Source organism: Paenibacillus sp. FSL H8-0260, from assembly GCF_045040625.1.
In the GTDB taxonomy this organism is placed as follows: domain Bacteria; phylum Bacillota; class Bacilli; order Paenibacillales; family Paenibacillaceae; genus Paenibacillus_AQ; species Paenibacillus_AQ odorifer.
In genome coordinates, this window is sequence record NZ_CP150298.1 from 91,211 (window position 1) to 113,827 (window position 22,617).

At 45.4% G+C, this 22,617-nt stretch carries 19 protein-coding genes, 1 tRNA gene, 3 rRNA genes and 1 riboswitch; of the genes, 16 read left to right on the forward strand and 7 right to left on the reverse strand.

The genetic code is table 11. The features are described from left to right. Window positions 1-141 precede the first annotated feature (141 nt). The 12 genes from MHI51_RS00430 (at window position 142) to MHI51_RS00485 (ending at window position 13,462) form a co-directional block, all read left to right on the forward strand. Window positions 142-1,699, forward strand: a 16S ribosomal RNA gene (locus MHI51_RS00430). A 262-nt stretch (window positions 1,700-1,961) separates the two neighbouring features. Continuing rightward, window positions 1,962-4,887: ribosomal RNA gene (locus MHI51_RS00435) — 23S ribosomal RNA — on the forward strand. A 73-nt stretch (window positions 4,888-4,960) separates the two neighbouring features. Continuing rightward, window positions 4,961-5,077: ribosomal RNA gene (gene rrf, locus MHI51_RS00440) — 5S ribosomal RNA — on the forward strand. Together the 16S, 23S and 5S rRNA genes form the textbook arrangement of a ribosomal RNA operon. A 432-nt stretch (window positions 5,078-5,509) precedes the next feature. Then, a complete protein-coding gene (gene guaB, locus MHI51_RS00445) occupies window positions 5,510-6,967 on the forward strand; it encodes an IMP dehydrogenase (protein WP_036679982.1) in 1,458 nt (485 codons plus the stop codon). A gap of 125 nt (window positions 6,968-7,092) precedes the next feature. Continuing rightward, on the forward strand, window positions 7,093-8,487 hold the full coding sequence (locus MHI51_RS00450) for a D-alanyl-D-alanine carboxypeptidase family protein (RefSeq protein ID WP_036679981.1): 1,395 nt from the start codon (window positions 7,093-7,095) through the stop codon (window positions 8,485-8,487). A 112-nt stretch (window positions 8,488-8,599) separates the two neighbouring features. Further along, complete coding sequence (gene pdxS, locus MHI51_RS00455; RefSeq protein ID WP_076148021.1) at window positions 8,600-9,481, forward strand: pyridoxal 5'-phosphate synthase lyase subunit PdxS; 882 nt, start codon at window positions 8,600-8,602, stop codon at window positions 9,479-9,481. 18 nt (window positions 9,482-9,499) lie between these two features. After that, window positions 9,500-10,096 carry a pyridoxal 5'-phosphate synthase glutaminase subunit PdxT gene (gene pdxT, locus MHI51_RS00460; protein ID WP_076220098.1) on the forward strand — a complete coding sequence of 199 codons (597 nt, stop codon included), beginning with the start codon at window positions 9,500-9,502 and terminating at the stop codon, window positions 10,094-10,096. A gap of 74 nt (window positions 10,097-10,170) precedes the next feature. Then, the gene (gene serS, locus MHI51_RS00465; protein WP_038568043.1) at window positions 10,171-11,457 is read left to right on the forward strand and encodes a serine--tRNA ligase; all 1,287 of its coding nucleotides are present in this window, start codon (window positions 10,171-10,173) and stop codon (window positions 11,455-11,457) included. Between the two features lie 67 nt (window positions 11,458-11,524). Continuing rightward, a tRNA-Ser gene (locus tag MHI51_RS00470) sits at window positions 11,525-11,613 on the forward strand. Between the two features lie 146 nt (window positions 11,614-11,759). Next, entirely contained in the window at window positions 11,760-12,101 is a 342-nt protein-coding gene (locus MHI51_RS00475; protein WP_036679977.1) for a hypothetical protein, read from the forward strand. Window positions 12,102-12,112: 11 nt separating this feature from the next. Next, entirely contained in the window at window positions 12,113-12,265 is a 153-nt protein-coding gene (locus MHI51_RS00480) for a small acid-soluble spore protein P (protein ID WP_076138623.1), read from the forward strand. 105 nt (window positions 12,266-12,370) lie between these two features. Continuing rightward, a complete protein-coding gene (locus tag MHI51_RS00485) occupies window positions 12,371-13,462 on the forward strand; it encodes a hypothetical protein (protein WP_076130388.1) in 1,092 nt (363 codons plus the stop codon). A 104-nt stretch (window positions 13,463-13,566) separates the two neighbouring features. On the opposite strand, the gene MHI51_RS00490 is transcribed toward MHI51_RS00485, so the two are convergent. Together MHI51_RS00490 and tadA are read right to left on the reverse strand one after the other, a co-directional pair. Further along, window positions 13,567-14,136 (reverse strand): GNAT family N-acetyltransferase, encoded by a 570-nt coding sequence (locus tag MHI51_RS00490; protein ID WP_076277997.1) that lies wholly within the window; start codon window positions 14,134-14,136, stop codon window positions 13,567-13,569. Continuing rightward, window positions 14,137-14,652: a tRNA adenosine(34) deaminase TadA gene (gene tadA / locus MHI51_RS00495; RefSeq protein ID WP_342410312.1), complete on the reverse strand. Its 516-nt coding sequence runs from the start codon at window positions 14,650-14,652 to the stop codon at window positions 14,137-14,139. 310 nt (window positions 14,653-14,962) lie between these two features. Here tadA and MHI51_RS00500 point away from each other — a divergent pair, with 310 nt between their 5' ends. Further along, window positions 14,963-17,290, forward strand: a complete 2,328-nt coding sequence (locus MHI51_RS00500) for a sensor histidine kinase (RefSeq protein WP_076277999.1) — start codon at window positions 14,963-14,965, stop codon at window positions 17,288-17,290. Beyond that, the gene (rluF, locus tag MHI51_RS00505) at window positions 17,280-17,981 is read left to right on the forward strand and encodes a 23S rRNA pseudouridine(2604) synthase RluF (protein ID WP_036679985.1); all 702 of its coding nucleotides are present in this window, start codon (window positions 17,280-17,282) and stop codon (window positions 17,979-17,981) included. Before MHI51_RS00500 ends, rluF begins: the two co-directional genes overlap by 11 nt. 113 nt (window positions 17,982-18,094) lie before the next feature. Here rluF and motB read toward each other — a convergent pair whose 3' ends face one another. Together motB and motA are read right to left on the reverse strand one after the other, a co-directional pair. Continuing rightward, window positions 18,095-18,910, reverse strand: a complete 816-nt coding sequence (gene motB / locus MHI51_RS00510; protein ID WP_076130384.1) for a flagellar motor protein MotB — start codon at window positions 18,908-18,910, stop codon at window positions 18,095-18,097. Beyond that, window positions 18,894-19,694: a flagellar motor stator protein MotA gene (motA, locus tag MHI51_RS00515; RefSeq protein WP_036679967.1), complete on the reverse strand. Its 801-nt coding sequence runs from the start codon at window positions 19,692-19,694 to the stop codon at window positions 18,894-18,896. The genes motB and motA overlap by 17 nt, the downstream gene beginning before the upstream one ends. Before the next feature lie 206 nt (window positions 19,695-19,900). On the opposite strand from motA, the gene MHI51_RS00520 reads away from it, so the two are divergent. Together MHI51_RS00520 and MHI51_RS00525 are read left to right on the forward strand one after the other, a co-directional pair. Beyond that, a complete protein-coding gene (locus MHI51_RS00520; RefSeq protein ID WP_036679966.1) occupies window positions 19,901-20,194 on the forward strand; it encodes a hypothetical protein in 294 nt (97 codons plus the stop codon). Window positions 20,195-20,422: 228 nt separating this feature from the next. Beyond that, window positions 20,423-20,710: a 4a-hydroxytetrahydrobiopterin dehydratase gene (locus MHI51_RS00525; RefSeq protein WP_076130383.1), complete on the forward strand. Its 288-nt coding sequence runs from the start codon at window positions 20,423-20,425 to the stop codon at window positions 20,708-20,710. Between the two features lie 81 nt (window positions 20,711-20,791). Here MHI51_RS00525 and MHI51_RS00530 read toward each other — a convergent pair whose 3' ends face one another. From MHI51_RS00530 to MHI51_RS00540, 3 genes are all read right to left on the reverse strand, one after another. Beyond that, window positions 20,792-21,148, reverse strand: coding sequence for a cytochrome c (locus tag MHI51_RS00530; protein WP_036679962.1), 357 nt, complete (start codon window positions 21,146-21,148; stop codon window positions 20,792-20,794). Window positions 21,149-21,275: 127 nt separating this feature from the next. Further along, a complete protein-coding gene (locus MHI51_RS00535; protein WP_076220343.1) occupies window positions 21,276-21,761 on the reverse strand; it encodes a GNAT family N-acetyltransferase in 486 nt (161 codons plus the stop codon). A gap of 189 nt (window positions 21,762-21,950) precedes the next feature. Then, the gene (locus MHI51_RS00540) at window positions 21,951-22,442 is read right to left on the reverse strand and encodes a C40 family peptidase (protein ID WP_341000893.1); all 492 of its coding nucleotides are present in this window, start codon (window positions 22,440-22,442) and stop codon (window positions 21,951-21,953) included. A gap of 5 nt (window positions 22,443-22,447) precedes the next feature. Next, window positions 22,448-22,590, reverse strand: a riboswitch (cyclic di-AMP (ydaO/yuaA leader). Window positions 22,591-22,617: the final 27 nt, after the last annotated feature.

Genomic DNA, 22,617 nt, shown 5'->3' on the forward strand with positions numbered 1-22,617 from the left:
ACATTAAACGGCGCCAACGAGAACTTGATCTTTGAAAACTGAACAACGAGTGAGTAGGAAATCACGCAAGTGAAATCCAAAATTAGAGAATTAATTTTCTCGTCAGATGTTTCAAAATGAGCATATCGCTCTTTTCAATACTAATTGGAGAGTTTGATCCTGGCTCAGGACGAACGCTGGCGGCGTGCCTAATACATGCAAGTCGAGCGGAGTCATTTTGAAAGCTTGCTTTCAAAATGACTTAGCGGCGGACGGGTGAGTAACACGTAGGCAACCTGCCCTTCAGACTGGGATAACTACCGGAAACGGTAGCTAATACCGGATAATTTCTTTTTTCTCCTGAGAGAAGAATGAAAGACGGAGCAATCTGTCACTGAGGGATGGGCCTGCGGCGCATTAGCTAGTTGGTGGGGTAACGGCCCACCAAGGCGACGATGCGTAGCCGACCTGAGAGGGTGAACGGCCACACTGGGACTGAGACACGGCCCAGACTCCTACGGGAGGCAGCAGTAGGGAATCTTCCGCAATGGGCGAAAGCCTGACGGAGCAACGCCGCGTGAGTGATGAAGGTTTTCGGATCGTAAAGCTCTGTTGCCAGGGAAGAACGTCCGGTAGAGTAACTGCTACCGGAGTGACGGTACCTGAGAAGAAAGCCCCGGCTAACTACGTGCCAGCAGCCGCGGTAATACGTAGGGGGCAAGCGTTGTCCGGAATTATTGGGCGTAAAGCGCGCGCAGGCGGCTATTTAAGTCTGGTGTTTAAACCTTGGGCTCAACCTGAGGTCGCACTGGAAACTGGGTGGCTTGAGTACAGAAGAGGAAAGTGGAATTCCACGTGTAGCGGTGAAATGCGTAGATATGTGGAGGAACACCAGTGGCGAAGGCGACTTTCTGGGCTGTAACTGACGCTGAGGCGCGAAAGCGTGGGGAGCAAACAGGATTAGATACCCTGGTAGTCCACGCCGTAAACGATGAGTGCTAGGTGTTAGGGGTTTCGATACCCTTGGTGCCGAAGTTAACACAGTAAGCACTCCGCCTGGGGAGTACGGTCGCAAGACTGAAACTCAAAGGAATTGACGGGGACCCGCACAAGCAGTGGAGTATGTGGTTTAATTCGAAGCAACGCGAAGAACCTTACCAGGTCTTGACATCCCTCTGAATCTGCTAGAGATAGCGGCGGCCTTCGGGACAGAGGAGACAGGTGGTGCATGGTTGTCGTCAGCTCGTGTCGTGAGATGTTGGGTTAAGTCCCGCAACGAGCGCAACCCTTAACTTTAGTTGCCAGCAGGTTAAGCTGGGCACTCTAGAGTGACTGCCGGTGACAAACCGGAGGAAGGTGGGGATGACGTCAAATCATCATGCCCCTTATGACCTGGGCTACACACGTACTACAATGGCCGGTACAACGGGAAGCGAAGCCGCGAGGTGGAGCCAATCCCATCAAAGCCGGTCTCAGTTCGGATTGCAGGCTGCAACTCGCCTGCATGAAGTCGGAATTGCTAGTAATCGCGGATCAGCATGCCGCGGTGAATACGTTCCCGGGTCTTGTACACACCGCCCGTCACACCACGAGAGTTTACAACACCCGAAGTCGGTGGGGTAACCCGCAAGGGAGCCAGCCGCCGAAGGTGGGGTAGATGATTGGGGTGAAGTCGTAACAAGGTAGCCGTATCGGAAGGTGCGGCTGGATCACCTCCTTTCTATGGAGAATCGTTCTCTGCAATGAGAACATTCAAATCGGAAGCTCAGCTTCCAAAACTCAGGTTTAGGCCTGTTACTCACTCGTTGCTCAGTTTTGAGAGTTTAAGCTCTCAAGTAAGACTTGATCCTTGAAAACTGGATACCGAAACGAATTTGCGTTTTAGAACATCTTTTAGCAACTTGTGCAAACAAGTAAATGTTATTAGTGAGATGATTCCAAAGAGAATGTCATCGTATGATATTTTCCTGCGGAAAAATCAAGGTTAAGCTAATAAGAGCACACGGAGGATGCCTAGGCGCCAGGAGCCGACGAAGGACGTGGCGAACAACGAAACTGCCTCGGGGAGCTGTAAGCAAGCTTTGATCCGGGGGTGTCCGAATGGGGAAACCCAGCTGTGGTAATTCGCAGTTACTCATACCTGAATACATAGGGTGTGTAGAGGCAGACCAGGGGAACTGAAACATCTAAGTACCCTGAGGAAGAGAAAACAATAGTGATTCCGTCAGTAGCGGCGAGCGAACGCGGAACAGCCTAAACCAAGGGGCTTGCCTCTTGGGGTTGTGGGACGTCTCACATGGAGTTACAAAGGAATATGGTAGGTGAAGAGGTCTGGAAAGGCCCGCGATAGAGGTAAAAGCCCTGTAACCTAAACTGTATTCTCTCCGAGACGGATCCCGAGTAGTGCGGGGCACGTGAAACCCCGTATGAATCCAGCAGGACCATCTGCTAAGGCTAAATACTACCTGGCGACCGATAGTGAAACAGTACCGTGAGGGAAAGGTGAAAAGCACCCCGGAAGGGGAGTGAAATAGAACCTGAAACCGTGTGCTTACAAAAAGTCAGAGCCCTATTAATGGGTGATGGCGTGCCTTTTGTAGAATGAACCGGCGAGTTACGTTTAACATGCAAGGTTAAGCCGAGAAGGTGGAGCCGCAGCGAAAGCGAGTCTGAATAGGGCGATTGAGTATGTGGACGTAGACCCGAAACCGTGTGATCTACCCCTGTCCAGGGTGAAGGTGCGGTAACACGCACTGGAGGCCCGAACCCACGTACGTTGAAAAGTGCGGGGATGAGGTGGGGGTAGCGGAGAAATTCCAATCGAACTCGGAGATAGCTGGTTCTCCCCGAAATAGCTTTAGGGCTAGCCTCGGTATAAGAGTAGTGGAGGTAGAGCACTGATTGGGTGCGGGGTCCGCAAGGATTACCAAGCTCAGTCAAACTCCGAATGCCATATACTTATTGCCGGGAGTCAGACAGTGAGTGCTAAGATCCATTGTCAAAAGGGAAACAGCCCAGACCATCAGCTAAGGTCCCCAAGTGTGTGTTAAGTGGGAAAGGATGTGGAGTTGCACAGACAACCAGGATGTTGGCTTAGAAGCAGCCACCATTGAAAGAGTGCGTAATAGCTCACTGGTCGAGTGACTCTGCGCCGAAAATGTAACGGGGCTAAACACACCACCGAAGCTATGGCTAGATGCTTTGCATCTGGGGTAGGGGAGCGTTGTGTAGGGGTTGAAGGTGTACTGAAAAGAGCGCTGGACACTACACAAGTGAGAATGCCGGTATGAGTAACGAAAAGATCAGTGAGAATCTGATCCGCCGAAAGCCCAAGGTTTCCTGAGGAAGGCTCGTCCGCTCAGGGTAAGTCGGGACCTAAGGCGAGGCCGAAAGGCGTAGTCGAAGGACAACAGTTTGAAATTACTGTACCACCGTAATCCGCTATGAGCGATGGGGTGACGCAGGAGGGTAGTGACGCGGACTGATGGATGTCCGTCTAAGCAGTGAGGCTGATGTGTAGGCAAATCCGCACATCGTTAAGGCTGGGCTGTGATGGGGAGCGAAAATTATAGTAGCGAAGGTCATGATCTCACACTGCCAAGAAAAGCCTCTAGCCAGGAGAAGGTGCCCGTACCGCAAACCGACACAGGTAGGCGAGAAGAGAATTCTAAGGCGCGCGGAAGAACTCTCGTTAAGGAACTCGGCAAAATGACCCCGTAACTTCGGGAGAAGGGGTGCCCCGGTAGTGTGAATAGCACGAGGGGGCCGCAGTGAAAAGGCCCAAGCGACTGTTTAGCAAAAACACAGGTCTGTGCGAAGCCGCAAGGCGAAGTATACGGGCTGACGCCTGCCCGGTGCTGGAAGGTTAAGGGGAGTGGTTAGGGGTAACCCGAAGCTATGAACCGAAGCCCCAGTAAACGGCGGCCGTAACTATAACGGTCCTAAGGTAGCGAAATTCCTTGTCAGGTAAATTCTGACCCGCACGAATGGCGTAACGACTTGGGCGCTGTCTCAACGAGAGATCCGGTGAAATTTTAATACCTGTGAAGATGCAGGTTACCCGCGACAAGACGGAAAGACCCCATGGAGCTTTACTGCAGCTTGATATTGAATTTGGGTACGATCTGTACAGGATAGGTGGGAGCCGTAGAAATCGGAGCGCAAGCTTCGGTGGAGGCGCCGTTGGGATACCACCCTGATCGTATCTAGGTTCTAACCTAGTGCCCTTATCGGGTACGGGGACCGTGTCAGGCGGGCAGTTTGACTGGGGCGGTCGCCTCCTAAAGAGTAACGGAGGCGTTCCAAGGTTCCCTCAGAATGGTTGGAAATCATTCGCAGAGTGCAAAGGCATAAGGGAGCTTGACTGCGAGACCTACAAGTCGAGCAGGGACGAAAGTCGGACTTAGTGATCCGGTGGTACCGCATGGAAGGGCCATCGCTCAACGGATAAAAGCTACCCTGGGGATAACAGGCTTATCTCCCCCAAGAGTCCACATCGACGGGGAGGTTTGGCACCTCGATGTCGGCTCATCGCATCCTGGGGCTGAAGTAGGTCCCAAGGGTTGGGCTGTTCGCCCATTAAAGCGGTACGCGAGCTGGGTTCAGAACGTCGTGAGACAGTTCGGTCCCTATCTGTCGTGGGCGCAGGAAATTTGAGAGGAGCTGTCCTTAGTACGAGAGGACCGGGATGGACGTACCGCTGGTGCACCAGTTGTTCCGCCAGGAGCATGGCTGGGTAGCTACGTACGGACGGGATAAGCGCTGAAAGCATCTAAGCGTGAAGCCCCCCTCAAGATGAGATTTCCCAATTAGTAAGACCCCTTGAAGACGACGAGGTAGATAGGTTGGAGGTGGAAGTGCAGCAATGCATGGAGCTGACCAATACTAATCGGTCGAGGGCTTATCCTATACTTAGGATGCAAATTCGTTTCGGATTCAGTTTTCAGGCATCAAGCCTGAGCATTTACGCTGTAAATGCCCGTTTGGTGGCGATAGCGGAGGGGTTCCACGCGTACCCATCCCGAACACGACCGTTAAGCCCTCCAGCGCCGATGGTACTTGGACCGAAGGGTCCTGGGAGAGTAGGACGTTGCCAAGCACGCAAGACCACTGTTGAGTAATCGACAGTGGTCTTTTTGTTAAGTAAATAAAGAATTCATTGGGCTATATTTTGAGATACTAAGTTGGAGATAAGCGTGGTTTAAAAGGTGAACAGAGGCAAACTGTAAATTTTTAACACACTAAATTGTCCTCTCAGCACGGACTAACGTCCAATAATTCGCTTACTCGGCGGCCGTTTTTTGAATACCTACTCTGATGATGTAATGTTCTTGACAGTCCAAATGCCCTTTGCTAAGATGGCAATAATATATTTTTGGATAAGCATCTCAAACCTTAATTGAAGATCTACACTTGTTCAGCCCCCAGATGTACAGAATTGTCTGTCGTGAATGGACTGGAGTCAAAGGTTCTTCTTTCATAAAGTTTGTAGGCGGGTATAATTTAAAACAACCGAGGAGGAATGACCCAGGTGTGGAAAGATAAGTTTGGAAAAGAAGGTCTAACTTTTGATGATGTGCTGCTGGTTCCGCGTAAATCTGAGGTACTGCCTAAAGAAGTGGATTTGACCACAGTTCTAAGTAAGAATGTGAAGTTGAATATTCCACTTATGAGTGCAGGTATGGACACAGTCACAGAAGCAGCCATGGCCATTGCAATTGCTCGTGAGGGTGGCATCGGGATTATACACAAGAATATGCCTGTGGAGCAGCAAGCGGAAGAAGTAGATCGTGTGAAGCGTTCCGAGAGCGGAGTTATTACGAATCCATTCTCACTTACGGCAGAACACATGGTATCTGATGCAGAGCTTTTAATGGGTAAATATCGCATTTCCGGAGTACCGATTGTAGACAGTGACAATAAACTTGTCGGTATTCTAACTAATAGAGACTTACGCTTTATTCATGATTTCAATATTCAGATTAAAGAAGTTATGACACATGAGAATCTTGTAACAGCTGCTGTGGGTACAACCCTTCAGGAAGCAGAAGGTATCCTGCAACGTCATAAGATCGAGAAGCTTCCCCTTGTGGACGAGAATAATATTCTTAAGGGCCTCATCACCATTAAGGATATTGAAAAAGCTATTCAATTCCCTAACGGAGCCAAAGATGCACATGGCCGTCTACTTGTTGGAGCAGCTGTTGGTATCTCTAAAGACACCTTCGAACGTACTGCAGCATTAGTAAAAGCTGGTGTGGACTTGATCGTCGTCGATTCTGCACATGGTCACCACATTAATATTATTGAAGCGGTTCGCCAAATTCGTGAGCTGTATCCTGATCTTACGATTGTTGCTGGTAACGTAGCTACAGGCGAAGCAACCCGTGAACTTATTGAAGCTGGTGCATCTGTAGTTAAAGTAGGTATTGGACCAGGATCGATCTGTACAACACGCGTTATCGCTGGTATCGGCGTACCTCAGGTTACAGCCATTTATGATTGTGCGACAGTTGCTCGCGAGTACGGAATTCCTATTATCGCTGATGGCGGTATTAAGTATTCTGGGGAGATCACTAAGGCTATCGCAGCTGGTGCTCATGCTGTAATGATGGGAAGTATGTTTGCAGGTACAGAAGAAAGCCCGGGGGAATCCGAGCTTTATCAAGGCCGTAAATTTAAAGTATATCGTGGTATGGGCAGTATGAGTGCCATGAAACAAGGCAGTAAAGACCGTTATTTCCAAGATGATGATAAAAAGCTCGTTCCTGAAGGAATTGAGGGACGTATTGCTTTTAAAGGGCCTCTTTCTGACACTGTTCATCAATTGATCGGCGGATTGCGCTCAGGTATGGGCTATTGCGGTACAAAGTCATTGGAAGAACTGCGTAACGATACTTCTTTCATTCGTATCACAAGTGCTGGACTTCGTGAGAGCCACCCGCATGATGTGCAAATTACAAAAGAAGCGCCAAACTATTCCGTATAATGGACTAACCGTATTATTTTTTGGACAGACAGGACTATTTCGTCCTGTCTGTCTTTTTTTGCGGGTACCCCTGTGTTAGAATAGAACAAGCTATTGATATGAGATTTAAAGGAGAGTCGTAATCATTGAAGCACAAACGAAAATTTAATGGTAAGCAAATTGTAATTAAGACAGCGACTGTAGGTCTGCTTTTAAATATGTTAATGAACCCAGTAATTCCAGCATTGGCTGAAGCGGGCAAAACTCCGGTTACAACTGAAGGTGCCGCAACTACTACTGAAACTGCACCCAAGACCAACGCAGTTAAGATCCCTTCTGTGGAATCTCTTAACTTGGAATTGAGTTCTGCTATTCTAATAGAACCAACTACAGGCCAAGTACTTATGGCTCTAAATCCAGATACACCACTCCCACCTGCGAGTATGACCAAGATGATGACTGAATATCTTGTATCTGATGCCGTGAAAAAAGGAGACATCTCTTGGGATCAGAAAGTTATCATTCAAGAGAATGCTTCCAAACAGGTCGGATCACGAATTTTTCTGGCAGCTGGAGATGAACATACGGTTAAAGAGCTATACATAGCGATGGCCGTAGGATCGGCGAATGATGCCACAGTTGCTTTGGCAGAATTGGTATCGGGTTCAGAAGAACAATTCGTAGAACTAATGAATCAGACTGCACAGAAGATGGGCATGAAAAATACCTATTTTATTAACTCAACTGGACTTGATCGGGCAGACATGCCGAAGAAATTCCGTCCTGATCTTGATAAAGAGACTGTGATGTCAGCTAGAGATGCAGCTACTCTTGCTAAATTTATAGTTACAGACCACCCGGACTTCACTGAATTTACAACGATTCAGTCTTATAAATTCCGTGATCGGGATACAGCGCCGATCATTAACTACAACTGGATGCTGGAAGCTAACAAAAGTATCCCCAACTTTAAGGCATATGCTTATCCAGGTCTAGATGGACTGAAGACTGGCCATACCACAAATGCAGGTAACTGCTTTACCGGTACTGCTGTGCGTGATGGAATGCGTCTAATCAGTGTTGTTATGGGTGCTAACTCGGAGGCACATCGATTCACAGAAACTAAAAAAGTGCTAGACTACGGATTTAACAACTTTGAAATCAAACAGGTTGTAGCTCCGAAGGCTGTTATTGCTGGCACGGAAACAGTTCCGGTACTGAAAGGCAAGAATAAAGATGTTTCTATAGTTACTGATGAAGGAGTTTCTTTCATTGTTCCTAAGGGAACGGTTTCTCCTGAAGTTACTACAACTGTTGTAACAAATGACCCTGCAACTTTGGTTGCTCCTATAGCTCAATCCTCTAAAGTAGGTAAAGTTACCTATTCCTACAAGGCTGAAGGCATGCAAGCAGCACAGGAGAAAACAGTTAATCTGATCACTGTAGAGGAAGCTGAGAAAGCTGGCTGGTTCAAGTTGTTCCTTAGAGCGATTGGTGATTTCTTCGGTGATTTATTTTCAGGGATCAAGAACTTGTTCTAATGCAGTTTGGTGTCGAAATCAGCAGTAAATCCGAGTAAATGGGTTGTAGATTTCCCTTCATTGGGGTAAAATTACAAGTTAGATTAAGATAGATCATTCGGGGGGTTAGGACATGGAAACAGGTACATCGCGAGTTAAAAGAGGCATGGCAGAAATGCAAAAAGGCGGCGTCATTATGGACGTCATGAATGCAGAACAAGCAAAAATTGCTGAGGCTGCTGGTGCAGTTGCTGTTATGGCTCTGGAACGCGTACCTTCTGACATTCGTGCAGCTGGCGGTGTAGCACGGATGGCCGATCCTACAATTGTAGAAGAGGTTCTCAAGGTGGTAAGTATCCCTGTTATGGCTAAGGCTCGTATTGGCCATTATGTAGAAGCGAAAGTTCTAGAATCTTTGGGTGTTGATTACTTGGATGAGAGTGAAGTTCTTACTCCTGCTGATGAAGTATTCCATATTGATAAACGTGAGTTCACCGTTCCTTTTGTATGTGGAGCGAAGGATCTGGGAGAAGCACTGAGACGTATTAACGAAGGTGCATCCATGATCCGTACAAAAGGTGAACCAGGAACAGGCAACATTGTTGAGGCCGTGCGTCACATGCGCTTTATCAACAGTCAAATCCGTAAAGTAACGAATTTGTCCAAGGACGAGCTATATAATGAAGCAAAGAACCTGGGAGTTTCCTACGAGCTGTTGCTCGAAGTACATGAGCTTGGAAAACTGCCGGTTGTTAACTTTGCCGCTGGGGGTGTAGCTACTCCTGCCGATGCTGCTCTTATGATGCATTTGGGTGCTGATGGTGTATTCGTAGGCTCGGGTATTTTTAAATCGGACAATCCTGAGAAATTTGCGCGTGCGATTGTTGAAGCCACTACACACTATACTGATTACAAACTGATTGCTGAAGTATCCAAGAACCTTGGTGCACCAATGAAGGGGATTGATATTGCAACTCTCACCCCGGCTGAACGTATGTCGGAGCGTGGCCGTTAATAGAGAGAAGGTTGTAGGATGAAGATAGGAGTATTGGCGCTGCAAGGCGCTGTTACGGAGCATATTGTTAGTATAGAGAAGACCGGTGCAGAAGGCGTGCCTATCAAGCGTGTGGAGCAGCTAGAAGAAGTTGAAGGCCTGATTATCCCCGGCGGAGAAAGTACAACGATTGGAAAGCTAATGAGGAAATATGGCTTCATAGAAGCCATCCGTGATTTTTCTGATCAGGGTAAGCCTATTTTTGGCACATGTGCGGGTATGATCGTGCTGGCCAAAAAAATTGCCGGTGGTGAACCGGGGCATTTGGAGCTGATGGATATTATCGTAGCCCGGAATGCATTCGGCCGCCAACGGGAAAGCTTTGAATGTGATCTGGAGGTTAAAGGCATTGATGAGCCGGTTCGTGCTGTGTTTATACGTGCACCGCTTATCAACGAGGTAGGACCGGGAGTTGATGTGCTTACAGTCTATAATGATGAGATTGTAACCGCGCGCGAAGGCAACTTGCTGGTGTGTTCTTTTCATCCAGAACTGACCGATGATTTCAGACTGCACCAATATTTTGCCGATATGGTAGAGGCGAATAGGGAAGTCCAACAACAAAATCGCATATAAAGAACATCCTGACTCTTTCAAAGCTGTAATCAGCATTTTGAAAGAGTTTAGGCTGTTTTCAGGAGGGAAACTTTGTGTTAGATGTAAAAATACTACGTAGTGATTACGCAAGAGTGGAAGAGGCTTTAGAAAAACGGGGCAAATCACTGGACTTAATTGCTGATTTTCCACAACTTGATTTGCGTCGACGTGAATTACTGCAAGAAACCGAAGGTCTTAAGAACCGTCGTAATACAGTTTCAGGTGAAGTAGCAAAAAAGAAAAAGAACGGCGAGCCAGCAGATGATCTAATTACAGAAATGCGTACAGTATCTGACCGAATTAAAGAGCTTGATGATGAAGTACGTGAACTGGAAGCACAGATTGCTGATCTTACTATGAATATCCCTAATATTCCTCATGATTCAGTTCCAGTAGGGAAATCCGAGGATGATAACGTTGAATTACGCCGTTGGTCGGAGCCTAAAGAGTTCGGATTCACTCCGAAATCACATTGGGAGCTTGCGCAGCAGCTTGATATTATTGATTTTGAAGCTGCAGCAAAGGTTACAGGATCCCGGTTTGTTTTCTATAAAGGACTCGGAGCACGTCTAGAACGGGCGCTGATTAACTTTATGATGGATCTTCACAGTGGTGAGCATAACTATGAGGAAATGCTGCCGCCTTACATTGTAAACAAAGACAGCTTGTATGGTACAGGACAACTGCCTAAATTCGAAGAGGATCTGTTCAAGCTACGGGATACCGAATACTATTTGATTCCTACAGCTGAAGTACCGGTAACGAACTACTATCGTGAAGAGATTTTGACGGCAGCTGACCTGCCTAAATACCATGTAGCTTACAGCTCTTGTTTCCGTTCTGAGGCGGGCTCGGCGGGCCGTGATACTCGCGGTTTGATTCGCCAGCATCAATTCAACAAGGTAGAGTTGGTGAAGCTCACCACCCCTGAATCCTCTTATGAGGAATTAGAAAAAATGACAGCAGATGCTGAAAGTGTGCTGCAGCTGTTAGGACTGCCTTATCGTGTACTTGGGTTATGTACGGCTGATATGGGCTTTACATCGGCTAAGACGTACGATTTGGAAGTGTGGTTGCCTGAGAGTGGGATGTACCGTGAGATCTCCTCTTGCTCAAATACAGAAGATTTCCAAGCACGCCGGGCAAATATTCGTTTCCGTAAGGATCCAAAATCGAAGCCTGAATTTGTTCATACGCTGAACGGCTCTGCTTTGGCTGTTGGACGTACGGTTGCAGCAATTCTTGAGAATTATCAGCAAGAGGATGGCAGTGTTCTGATTCCAGAATGCCTACAACCTTATATGCGCAATGTAAAATCGATACAACCAAAAACTATTTAAAGATATAGTTGCTTTTTCTTTGCATTGTATGGTACAATCCTAATGCATGTGAAATTTAAATGCATTTGGAGAGGTACCGAAGCGGTCATAACGGGGCGGTCTTGAAAACCGTTAGGGTGCAAGCCCACATGGGTTCGAATCCCATCCTCTCCGCCATTCCTTTATGAACTTAAAGAATAATTAGATAGAAACCGTTCCCTCTGGGGGACGGTTTTTTTGTTTTGTTTGGTAGACCTAGTTCTATTGAGAATAAAAAGCTTCATTTCTCCGCAATGTATTAGAGAAGGAGGATGATCATAATCATGGATAGATCATTAGAAGTTGATCAGCATAAGCTTGTCTCAGCCTGGCAGGAGCGTTTGCCGGCGTTGATGGATGATGGGGATAGTTTCAGTGTGCTGGCGGATAATGGGGATCCCAATAGCTTGCTGATTCATTTTAATGCGGCAGGTCATCAAGGCTATTCACTGGATTTTCGCTGCAAGTATGTAGATAGCAGAGAAGTGGCAGTGGATCTGTTGGATGTGGAACAGAGCGGTCTCCATATTGATGAGCGTAGTGATGCCGTACAGCAGCTAGCACAGCAATACTCACGGCAAATTCATGAATGTGCTCAGGCTCTTCAGAACTTGACCAATCCTTAGGAGGAATGAAAATGTCGAAACCAAAAAGTATCCCTGTTCCTGGGGCAGAGCCAACAAGTGGTGAGCGGAGAAAAGACCATACTCCTTCAGGTCCAGAACCACTTTCAGGTTCTAAAAAGGTGAAACAAGCGAACCATGTTGACCACCATAATCCACAAGGTTAACAAATAAAAACGTTAAGAATTTTAAAGAAGTGTTTCTTGATTTTTACAAATGGTTTATCATAGGAGGGGGAGAGATTTCTTTTACAATGGGAGAGGAGAACAATAATGAACAAAAAGTGGGGTTTGTCGGCCGCTGCATTGCTGCTTACAGCAGCAGTAATTCTGCCGGGATGTGCAAGTAAACAGGAGGCGCCAAAAGAGGCCTTAAAATCAGCCGCTACTAAAGCGACTACAATGTCATCTTATGAGATGAAGAGTAAATTCACGATCAACGATCTTACGATCGAGACTTCTGACGCTGAATCTGCTGCAATGACTACACAGGTACTTAGTATGCTTAAGAATGCTGATATTACCATTGATGGGGTATATCAAGCAGAGCCAATGCAGACAGAACTAACTATGGTTCTGAATCTGAAAGGCGATATGAGCATGAGCTTTAATGTTCCTATGGTAATGACTGCTGAGAAGTTGTATGTTAAGATTCCATCTATTCCTTTCGTACCGATTCCTGAGACAATCCTCAATAAGTTTGTAGAGGTTGATCTGAAGGCGTTGGCAGAGCAGGAGGGTGCAGAATTTAACCCAAGTACGATGGATACTCAAAAAATGCAGAAGCTGTCTAATGAAGTGGTGGACACTGTCCTAGCTGAATATGACGAAGAAAAATATTTTAACGAGATTGATCCCAAAGATGCTAATTTACCAGAAGGTGTGGAAGCTAAACAAGTCGTTCAGTTCCAAGTGACTAACGATAATGTTAAAGAAGCAATCACTATCTTGGTGAATAATGCCCTGCCAAAAATCATTGATATCGTAAGCAAGGAAGAATACAAGGATATGCTGCAGATTAAAGATGCAGATCTAGCTAAGGCTAAAGAAGAACTGACATCAGGTGAAGCTAGAACTGAATTGGATAAGGGCTTAGCTGATCTTGATAAGTACCTTACCATCAACCAGTTCCACTATAATACTGCGATCAATAAGGACGGATACGCTGTGTATCAGGATTTATTGATGGATGTTAAAGTAAATGATCCGGAAGATGGCACAAAAGTGGCCTTCTCAGTAAATGGAACGGGCCAATACAGCAAGATCAACGAAAAGCCGGTATTCAAGATTGGTATCCCTCAAGGTGATGATGTAATTACAATGGATCAACTTGGAGAAGAATTCGGTGGTTTGGGAACTTATTAATCCCAGTTCGCAAGATAAAGACCCGCATGAGGCGTATATTATACGCCCATGCGGGTCTTTTTTCAGGAAAAAAAGTAGACTGATTCCTGCGACAATGCAGAATCCTATTTCTGTTCCTCTGTCAGCACATCTTCAGTTAAGATTGCGTAGGTTTGGTGATCCTGCCACTGTCCATTTATTTTAAGATACTGACGGGCAACCCCTTCAGGTTTAAACCCACTCTTCTCCAGGACTCTTCGGGAAGCTTCATTATGCAATAAAATAGCTGCCTGAACTCTATGTAGACCTAAGGCTCGGAAAGCATAGCCAAGGACTAATCCGACCGCTGCTGTCATATAACCTTGTCCTTGCATCCGATGATCCATTAAATATCCTAAATCAGCATATTGTGCTACACCTCGTGAGACGTTGGACAATGTGATCTGACCGATTAGCTGTCCATCCAGCAGATAAATGCCGAACATATAAGCTCTGTCCTGTAGGGCGTCCTCAATACGCTGATTGATGATCTGTTGCTGACTCTCCAGGGTAAAGAAGTGCTCATCACGTTTTGGCTCAAACGGTTCGTGGGTTACCCGGTTATTTAAACGAAGCTCCAGCAGGCGCTGTGCATCCTTAAGCTCAAGTGGAGAAATATAGATCCCTTGAGAGGTATGATATAGAGTAAGGGTCATTTAGGAGTCCTCCTTTTGTTTAATTGGCTTTTTACGTAAACGGCGAAAGAAGGAGGTGAGTAGATCTGCACATTCTTCTTGTAAAACATCCTGTATTACCTCAGTTCTATGATTAAATCGCGGCTCTTCAAGCAAGTTCATGAGGGTCCCGGCACATCCAGCTTTAGGGTCAGGCGTTCCATATACCGTGAGAGGCACTCTGGACTGCACTATTGCTCCTGCACACATCGGACAAGGTTCTAGGGTGACGTACAGCTGGCAATCCAGCAGACGCCAAGAATTCAGGACATTGCTGGCCTCGCGAATGGCTACCATCTCTGCATGGGCTGTCGAATCCATTGTCGTTTCTCGTAAATTGTATCCACGTCCTATAATTTCACCATGTCGAACAATGACAGCGCCAATAGGAACCTCACCTAATGCCTCAGCTTTACGTGCTTCTGCGATCGCCTGCCTCATCCAATATTCATGAACCGCTTGTATATCTTCTGGCGATTCATCGGCTTTAATATTCAAGATCATCTTCCCTTCTTCTGTAACCATTGTACAACGAACAAATATTCGTTCTTAACAAAATGTGCATAACTCTGTGGATAACAGCCTACTTATACACATTTTTGTACACATCGGACTTTAATAATTTGTTTATATGTGCATAAGATGTGGATGGTTTCTTATATATTGTAGAGAAACACCTTTTGAATTTCAATATTTCGTGAATTAATAGGCTTGTTTTAAATGTCCTTTTCAAATGAGGGGGCAAAAGGTATGATGTTTATTATAGGCTCCGCAAGGATTTACCAGTGGATAAGAGGTGAATAACAGTTTGTCCATAAAGACAAAACTATCTGCTATTATTTTTGGAGCGGTACTGCTAATTTTAGCATTAAACCTGACATTTAACCTTTATGCCGCTCAGAATAATCTAAGAAATGAAAACGCAAATAATATGCAGATCACCGCTATGCAAATGGCTGTTTCTGTAGAACAAAGTAACTATAGCTCTAACTATGTAGAATATCAAATTGCGCATAACTTAAGAATGGCTGCCATCTTTGCCTCTAAGGAATTGGGTCCGGATTATAAGAATATAACCAATGCTCAACTTAAGGCCCTAACTTCCAAGTTGGGCGTGTCTAATATTTCAATTCTGGTAAAGACTGATAATGATATCGTGGTGACAAAGGCATCAAATCCTATTGATATTGGAATGTCCACTCAAGGTTGGGGGTACTGGTACCTTGCCCTTTTGGAGTTATTTGATAATCAGGAAGTCACTGTGGGACAAGGTCAGGCATTGGATCATTTTTGGTCAGGCCCATTTGAATATTCAACCTACAATCCCGATTTCATTGAGAAGTGGGGTTATTATCATGATGAAGAGAGCAACTACATCATAAATCCTGTTATTCTCAATACTGCGGCTAGTGAATATGTCAAAATCACCAATCCCGATCAAATTGTAGAACGAACCAAAGAAGTTAATCCTGGGATTTTAGAGCTTACAGGATTTAATCCAACAACATTTGGTTTAGCGAGTATGGCGGGTGACGGAAGCGATGCATTTAAAAAGAAACTTGGCAACCGCCCAATTAAGTTCGGTACCTATACTTATGGTAATGTGGAGCAAGATAAAGCGGCCATTCTATTAGCTCAGCAGAAGCAGAAGCCAGTTACACTGGAGACGAGAGTACATGGAAAAAGAGTACTCAAAAGCTTCATTCCTATCCAGACTGCTAAAATGGAACCTTATGTAATCGGTGTAGTTTTGGATTACTCTGTGATTTCATCCGTAGTTCATGAACAATTAACTAATTATTTGACTACGTCTCTGTTGTTGCTGGCATTATTTTTGCTATGTAGTTACATACTTTCAGGTTTTGTTACCCGTCCAATTCAGGCTATACTTGCTAAAGTCAATGATGTAGCGCGAGGTAAGTTCGAACCTCCATTAAGCGTAACCTCTCGTGATGAGCTAGGTCAATTAGCCTTGCGGATTAACGCTATGACTTCTCATCTTATGCAACGCACCAATCGTCTTAAGCAGACGCTGGAAGAGAACCGGGCGGTTAAGGAGCATTTGGAATCCGTAATTAACGGTACGTCGGATGCGATTCATACGTTGGATATGGAGGGACGAATCACTAGCACTAACAGAGCCTTTGAGGAGCTGTACGGATGGAGTGCAACAGAAGTGATAGGCAATATGCCATATCTTGTACCCGCAACAGCGCTTAAGCAAGAGGAAGAGCGGCTTGACGCGTTAAGAAATGGTGCAGTTCTGCCGCCGATCGAGACAGTGAGACTTAAACGGGACGGATCATTAGTTGAAGTTAGCGTTAGTACCTCGATAATTCGAGATGAAGAGGGTTATCCCCATTCCTTTATTCACGTTTCTCGTGATATGACGGAACGCAATCGAATGGAGGAGCTGCTTAGACGCTCTGAGAAACTAACTACAGTCGGCCAATTGGCCGCAGGAGTAGCTCATGAGATTCGTAACCCTCTTACCACGTTAAAAGGATTTCTACAGCTTCAACAGGAGAAGGAGCTCTTGGTTCCGCTTCATGTAGAGCTGATGTTATCCGAGCTGGAGCGGATTAATCTTATCGTCAGTGAATTTTTAATCTTGGCTAAGCCGCAAGCCGTTCATTTTCAGGAGAAAGATCTTCGCTACATATTAGGTGATGTAGTTTCTCTATTGGACAGTCAGGCTCATCTACATGATATTCAATTTAGTACGAAATTCTCTGAACAACCTGCTACTGTACATTGTGAAGAGAACCAGCTGAAGCAGGTATTTATTAATATTGTTAAAAATGCAATTGAGGCTATGCCTGAGGGTGGCGTCATTTCAATGGAACTGTGGAACTCTGTGGATTGCGTCTTTATTGTAATCAAAGATCAGGGTGAAGGGATTCCAGAGGACGTGCTGCCTAAGCTGGGTGAACCGTTCTTCACGAATAAGGAATCGGGGACTGGTCTTGGGTTAATGATTAGCCAGCGTATTATTCAGGCTCATAAGGGTCATTTGGAAATACAAAGTGAAGTTGGCCGGGGGACAACCGTTATGATTAAGCTGCCTGCAGCTGGAGGGGTTACACCTTGGCTTAACATTAAGGATGAACGGAGTGAAGAACAACGTGAGAATTAATAAATTCATCAGTGAGACAGGATACTGTTCACGCCGAGAAGCAGACAAGCTTGTGGATGCCGGCAGAGTTACGATCAACGGAGAGCCTGCTGTGCTGGGCAGTCAGGCTGTTCCGGGCGATGATGTGCGAATAGATGGTATAGCGCTTGAAACCTCAAGCCAGACGGTCTACATTGCTCTAAACAAGCCGGTTGGGATTACATCAACCACAGAACAGCATATCAAGGGGAATATTGTCGATTTTGTAGGTCATCATGAGCGTATATTCCCGATTGGTCGTCTCGATAAGGATTCGGAAGGATTAATCTTGCTTACTAATGATGGTGATATCGTTAATAAAATTTTGCGGGCGGAAGGCCGGCATGAAAAAGAATATGTGGTTACCGTGGACAGACCCATTACGCCTTCATTTATTACCGGCATGTCGAGCGGTGTGAAAATATTAGGTGAGAAGACGCTGCCCTGTGAGGTCACGCGTATTACGGAGCGTGTCTTCCGTATTATTTTGACAGAGGGCAAAAATCGCCAGATTCGTCGTATGTGCAGCGCTTTTGGCTATGAGGTGCGAAAGCTGCAACGCATTCGGATTATGAATATTCGCCTGGGGGCATTGCAAACGGGAGAATGGCGGGAGCTGTCTGCTGATGAGAAGAAAGAGCTTGGAGCTACGCTGAACTACGAGTTACTGTAGGAATGTTATTACAATGTTACAGGTCCATATAGAATGTAGTACTCGCAACAAAAAAAGAGCTGTCCGGGGTCTAAGACCTTTGGACAGCTCTTTTTATTACCTTACGAAATCACTTATTCAGCAGAGGGAACAATCCCTGTGAACTCTTTGGATTCTTGATATTTGCGAATGATGGAAACCTCTACCCGGCGATTCTTGCTTCGGCCGGTAGCTGTGTCATTATCCGAAATAGGATGATATTCGCCGTATCCAATCGCACTAAATTTGCGCGGATTTAGATTTGTGTTCTGCAGCAAAATCTTCATGAACTGAAGTGCCCGATCCGCACTCAGATCCCAGTTGGATGAATAGTTGCTATTGGAAATCGGAATATCGTCGGTGTGCCCTTGCACTACTACATCATAATCCGGGAATTGCTGCAGCATCGTTGAGATGGATTTAGCTAATTGCCGCGAATCATCCTTAACAATGGCTTGGCCAGAGGCGAACAATGCGTTATCACTGATCGTAATCATTAGCTGAGATTGATTAAGCTTCGTACTGAGCAGATCAGTTAGGCCGTTGCTCTTAATATATTGATCGAATTGTTTCTTAAGCTTCTCTAAATCCTCTTGTTCCTTTTGTCGTAGCTTTGCCATTTCTGCTTCTTCAGCTTTCTTGGAGGTAGAGCTACCCATCTTATCATTTTTGCCCAGATCTTCTTGAGTCTTACTAGGCATTGCTGCCCGCTCTTCAAGAATACCTGTACCGCCATTAAGTGCGGAACTGAAGGCTTGACTCATCTCTTCAAATTTCTTGGCATCCGTTGCGCTCATAGAATACATAACGATGAACAGAGCCACCAGAAGAGTCATGAGGTCGGAATAAGGTAACAGCCACGATTCATCGGCATGTTCTTCATGCTCTTCGTGTCTAGTCTTTTTGCTCACCTGATCCACCGTCCTTCTCATTTAACTTAACGCGTTGCGAAGGTGTTAGGAATACAGCAAGCTTCTGATTGATGGCAATAGTAGATACACCGGACTGTATGGACAAAAGACCTTCGACCATCATCATTCGAACTTCGATTTCTTGTTTGGAGAGACGTTTCAGCTTATTAGCAATAGGATGCCATAATACGTAACCTGTAAAGATACCAAGCAAAGTGGCGATGAAGGCAGCCCCGATTGCCGCAGCCAATTTGTTCATATCACTCATATCAGCCAGAGCGGCGATGAGGCCGATAACCGCCCCGAGCACCCCAAGGGTAGGAGCATACATACCTGCCTGTGAGAAAATGAGCGCTCCTGCTTTATGTCTATCCTCTGTGGCGTGGATATCCTCCATGAGGACATCACGGACAAAATCCTGATCATTTCCATCAATGATCATCCGCATGCCATTCCTGAGGAAGTTATCTTCTATTTCATCGACCTTTGATTCTAGAGCCAACAGACCTTCACGCCGTGTGATAGAAGCCCATTCCATGAACATAGTGATTAATTCGGGTTTACTGATTAATTTCTTTTTGATAAAAATCATTTTGAACAGACTTGGAATCTTTTTGACCTCGTTGAAAGGAAAGGCCATGAAAATAGACGCTGCCGTACCCACCAAGATAATAACGTAAGCAGCAGGTGTGGCCAAAGCATGAAGTGGAGCGTGCTTGAGGATCATGCCCCAGATTACAGCAACCAAACCAAAAATTAAACCAATTATTGTTGAAATTTCCATTTTGCACCTCGTCCGTGAGATTTAAGATGTGTTCCGACAATGCCGCGTATATCATCCTTGAAACAGCGGCAGGGCACTCTGTGCGAAACCGAATTAACGTATATTCTTATTTATCGACATCATTCGGTTTTTTGTGAAGTCATTTTTTCGGCTATAATGGATAAGGTAAGTAATTATTCATCTGTGAAGAAAACGGAGTGATATACGTGGGTGTAAAGCATGGTAGAGATTACGGTGAAATTCTAACAGATTTGACCGAAGCCGTCGGACGAATTTCCGATGGATATTTATTTTTTGAGATGGATCCGGACGAGTGGCAGGAACTACCCCAAGAATCAAAGCTGGAGGTATGGGAAGCATTGGCTGAGGATCTTTTCTTCGCGCTGGGTAATGAACCTATGATTGAAGTGGGGAGCGGCGTAATTATTTACGATAAGGACACGCACCGCATTAATATTTTAGTTGGCGAAGAGGATTTGGCTTCAGTAGTTTTGATTTAGGCAGAGGAGACGTCTGGACGTAATTTGCCCGTAGTTAGTAGCCCGTGTTAAAATTGATAAAGCCGAGTTATAATCGCTGGGATTTGTGAATACATTAAATCGAAAATATCGCCTTTATCCTGGCACATCCCTTGGACCTCAGAAGCTAAGGGATGTTTTGTTTAACGCCTAAGTCAAGTAAAGGGAACTGCGCACTTTACTGCAATTTTTTGTAAGGGAGGAAACGAATTGTTATTTACGGAAGAGGAACTGCGTGAGGAGATCACCAAGCTGGAGGGCTGGAAGCTGGATAATAATGTTATGGTGCGAAAATATATGTTCAGCCAATATATGAAGGGCATTGCGTTCGTTGATGAAGTAGCCACGATTTCAGAAGCCTTCGATCATCATCCACATATTACGATTGATTATAAAACAGTTACCCTGCGACTTGAATCTAATGAAGAAGATGGGATTACGGCTCTAGATCTTCGAGCGGCGCATGAATTTAATGAAGCCTTTGAAAAAAATCATTAGTTTAGCCAAAATCATAAAATAAACGCCCGTGCATAGATAGTCACCTATCTCATACACGGGCGTTTTTAGTTGCTTGATGGGTTACTTTTTCTCTGAGAGCCAGAGTGCGACGTTGGCGATCTCTTCAGGGGCTAGCTTCTCCTTAAAGGAAGGCATTTGACCACGTCCTTTGGTGACGATGCTGTAGATTTCCTCAGCGTCATGCTGGCCGCCTTCATTCTGAAGACTTGGTCCAACTCCACCTTGAAGCTGATCGCCGTGACAGGTGATACAGCTGGCTTTCACGGTTGCTTCTGCCTTTGCTGCGTCCAGTTGAACTACCGGCATCGTGGGCTTATTTTCTTCCGCTACCTCTTCTTTACCCGGAAGTGTAAACATGAGTACTACCGCAAAGGCACAGGCGGCAAAAAACAAACCGCTCATGATCCATTTCTGCATCCCAATTCGTCCCTTCTATGTAAGCTGCTCCCTACATTATAGCTTATGGTGAAGCGTTATCATAGGGTTTGTGACAAAAAAATGAACGAGAATACAATCATTCTTATGAAATTTCTGGTATTTAATATCATTTGTCATAGACCATGCAATAAAAAGGTTTGTCTCCTGTAGGTGTGCGGCGTTCATACGTATCTGTAATCGTAAATCCACATTTTTGATAAGTTCGAATGGCGCGTTGGTTCCAGGTCAGGACTTCGAGATCTATCTCACGATCAGGATAACGATTCAAGGCTGTCTGGACGATGGCATCCACGAATAGTTTGCCTAAACCATGGCCGCATAGATCGGGGCGCATCCCAACCCCTAAACGGACGACTCCTTCCATAGGGAACAACTGTGCGAATCCGCATAAAACCTCATGTTCATTTAATATGGAGATATATTGTTCCTCCCGGAGCTGCGGATCGCCAAACTCGATGCCAAGGGCCTGCATCTGCTCCCACGGCATCCAGCCATAAATATTATATGGAGGCGTATAGCTCCACTTACAAATAGCTTCTCCGTGAATTGCCTCCATAGGAACTACATGAAAAGTTACCGAGGGATTTATCATAAGGTCAACGATCTCCTTTCACGAGGACATTGCTATATTACTAATTATATACAAAATGGGGGAGGTTCGACTCAGAAAATTTATATGAGGGGAATGTTTTACAAATTATGAGAGGGGTAAATAAGTAATAAGACAAAAAAACAAGCTCTCCTCCAAGAATTACCTTGGAAAAGAGCCTATGTACGTTATTTATTGCACATCATCATTGTCTTCCGATTCAGCAGCAACCGATTTGTAAGCATCTGTGCTCATAATGCGCTTGGCACCAACGTAGCGTTTCACGTAGTAGCTATCACTCAGAGAGCTAATGGTAACACCGCGTGAGGTAGAAGCGTGTGCGAACTTACCTTCACCGACATAAATGCCGACATGGGAGACACCTTTGCCACTTGTATTGAAGAATACAAGATCTCCGGCTCTTATATCATCACGGGAGATTGCTGTGCCCATTTGATATTGGGAACCTGATTGGTGTGGAAGGTTAATGCCAATCTTATCAAACACATACATTGTAAATCCGGAGCAATCAAATCCGTTAGTGGATATACCGCCGGATACGTATTTAGTACCGATGGCCTTGTCAATCACTTTATCCATTTTGGAATCTGCGAAAGCGCTTCCTGCTCCGATGGTGAGGATGATGGAAAAGCTTAGTACTGCTGCTGCTAACTTCTTCTTCAAAAGTGTATACCCCTTCCAAATGCCTACGAGGTTAGCTTAAGGGTTCGGTTGAAGGTCCCCTATGACCCCTCTATATAATGGAGGTCAATTCACCCAAAGTTGGTTCCCCCGTTTTCCTAATAGTTAGGAAACTCGGCTCATACTGTTGATTAGGATTAGCTTGTAATCAATACAT

Bases quoted from the DNA above. Each gene is read 5' to 3' on its own strand.
- pdxS (WP_076148021.1), top strand. From the start codon at position 8,600: ATGGAAACAGGTACATCGCGAGTTAAAAGAGGCATGGCAGAAATGCAA.
- pdxT (WP_076220098.1), top strand. From the start codon at position 9,500: ATGAAGATAGGAGTATTGGCGCTGCAAGGCGCTGTTACGGAGCATATT.
- MHI51_RS00475 (WP_036679977.1), top strand. From the start codon at position 11,760: ATGGATAGATCATTAGAAGTTGATCAGCATAAGCTTGTCTCAGCCTGG.
- MHI51_RS00480 (WP_076138623.1), top strand. From the start codon at position 12,113: ATGTCGAAACCAAAAAGTATCCCTGTTCCTGGGGCAGAGCCAACAAGT.
- MHI51_RS00485 (WP_076130388.1), top strand. From the start codon at position 12,371: ATGAACAAAAAGTGGGGTTTGTCGGCCGCTGCATTGCTGCTTACAGCA.
- MHI51_RS00490 (WP_076277997.1), bottom strand. From the start codon at position 14,136: ATGACCCTTACTCTATATCATACCTCTCAAGGGATCTATATTTCTCCA.
- motA (WP_036679967.1), bottom strand. From the start codon at position 19,694: ATGGAAATTTCAACAATAATTGGTTTAATTTTTGGTTTGGTTGCTGTA.
- MHI51_RS00530 (WP_036679962.1), bottom strand. From the start codon at position 21,148: ATGCAGAAATGGATCATGAGCGGTTTGTTTTTTGCCGCCTGTGCCTTT.
- MHI51_RS00535 (WP_076220343.1), bottom strand. From the start codon at position 21,761: ATGATAAATCCCTCGGTAACTTTTCATGTAGTTCCTATGGAGGCAATT.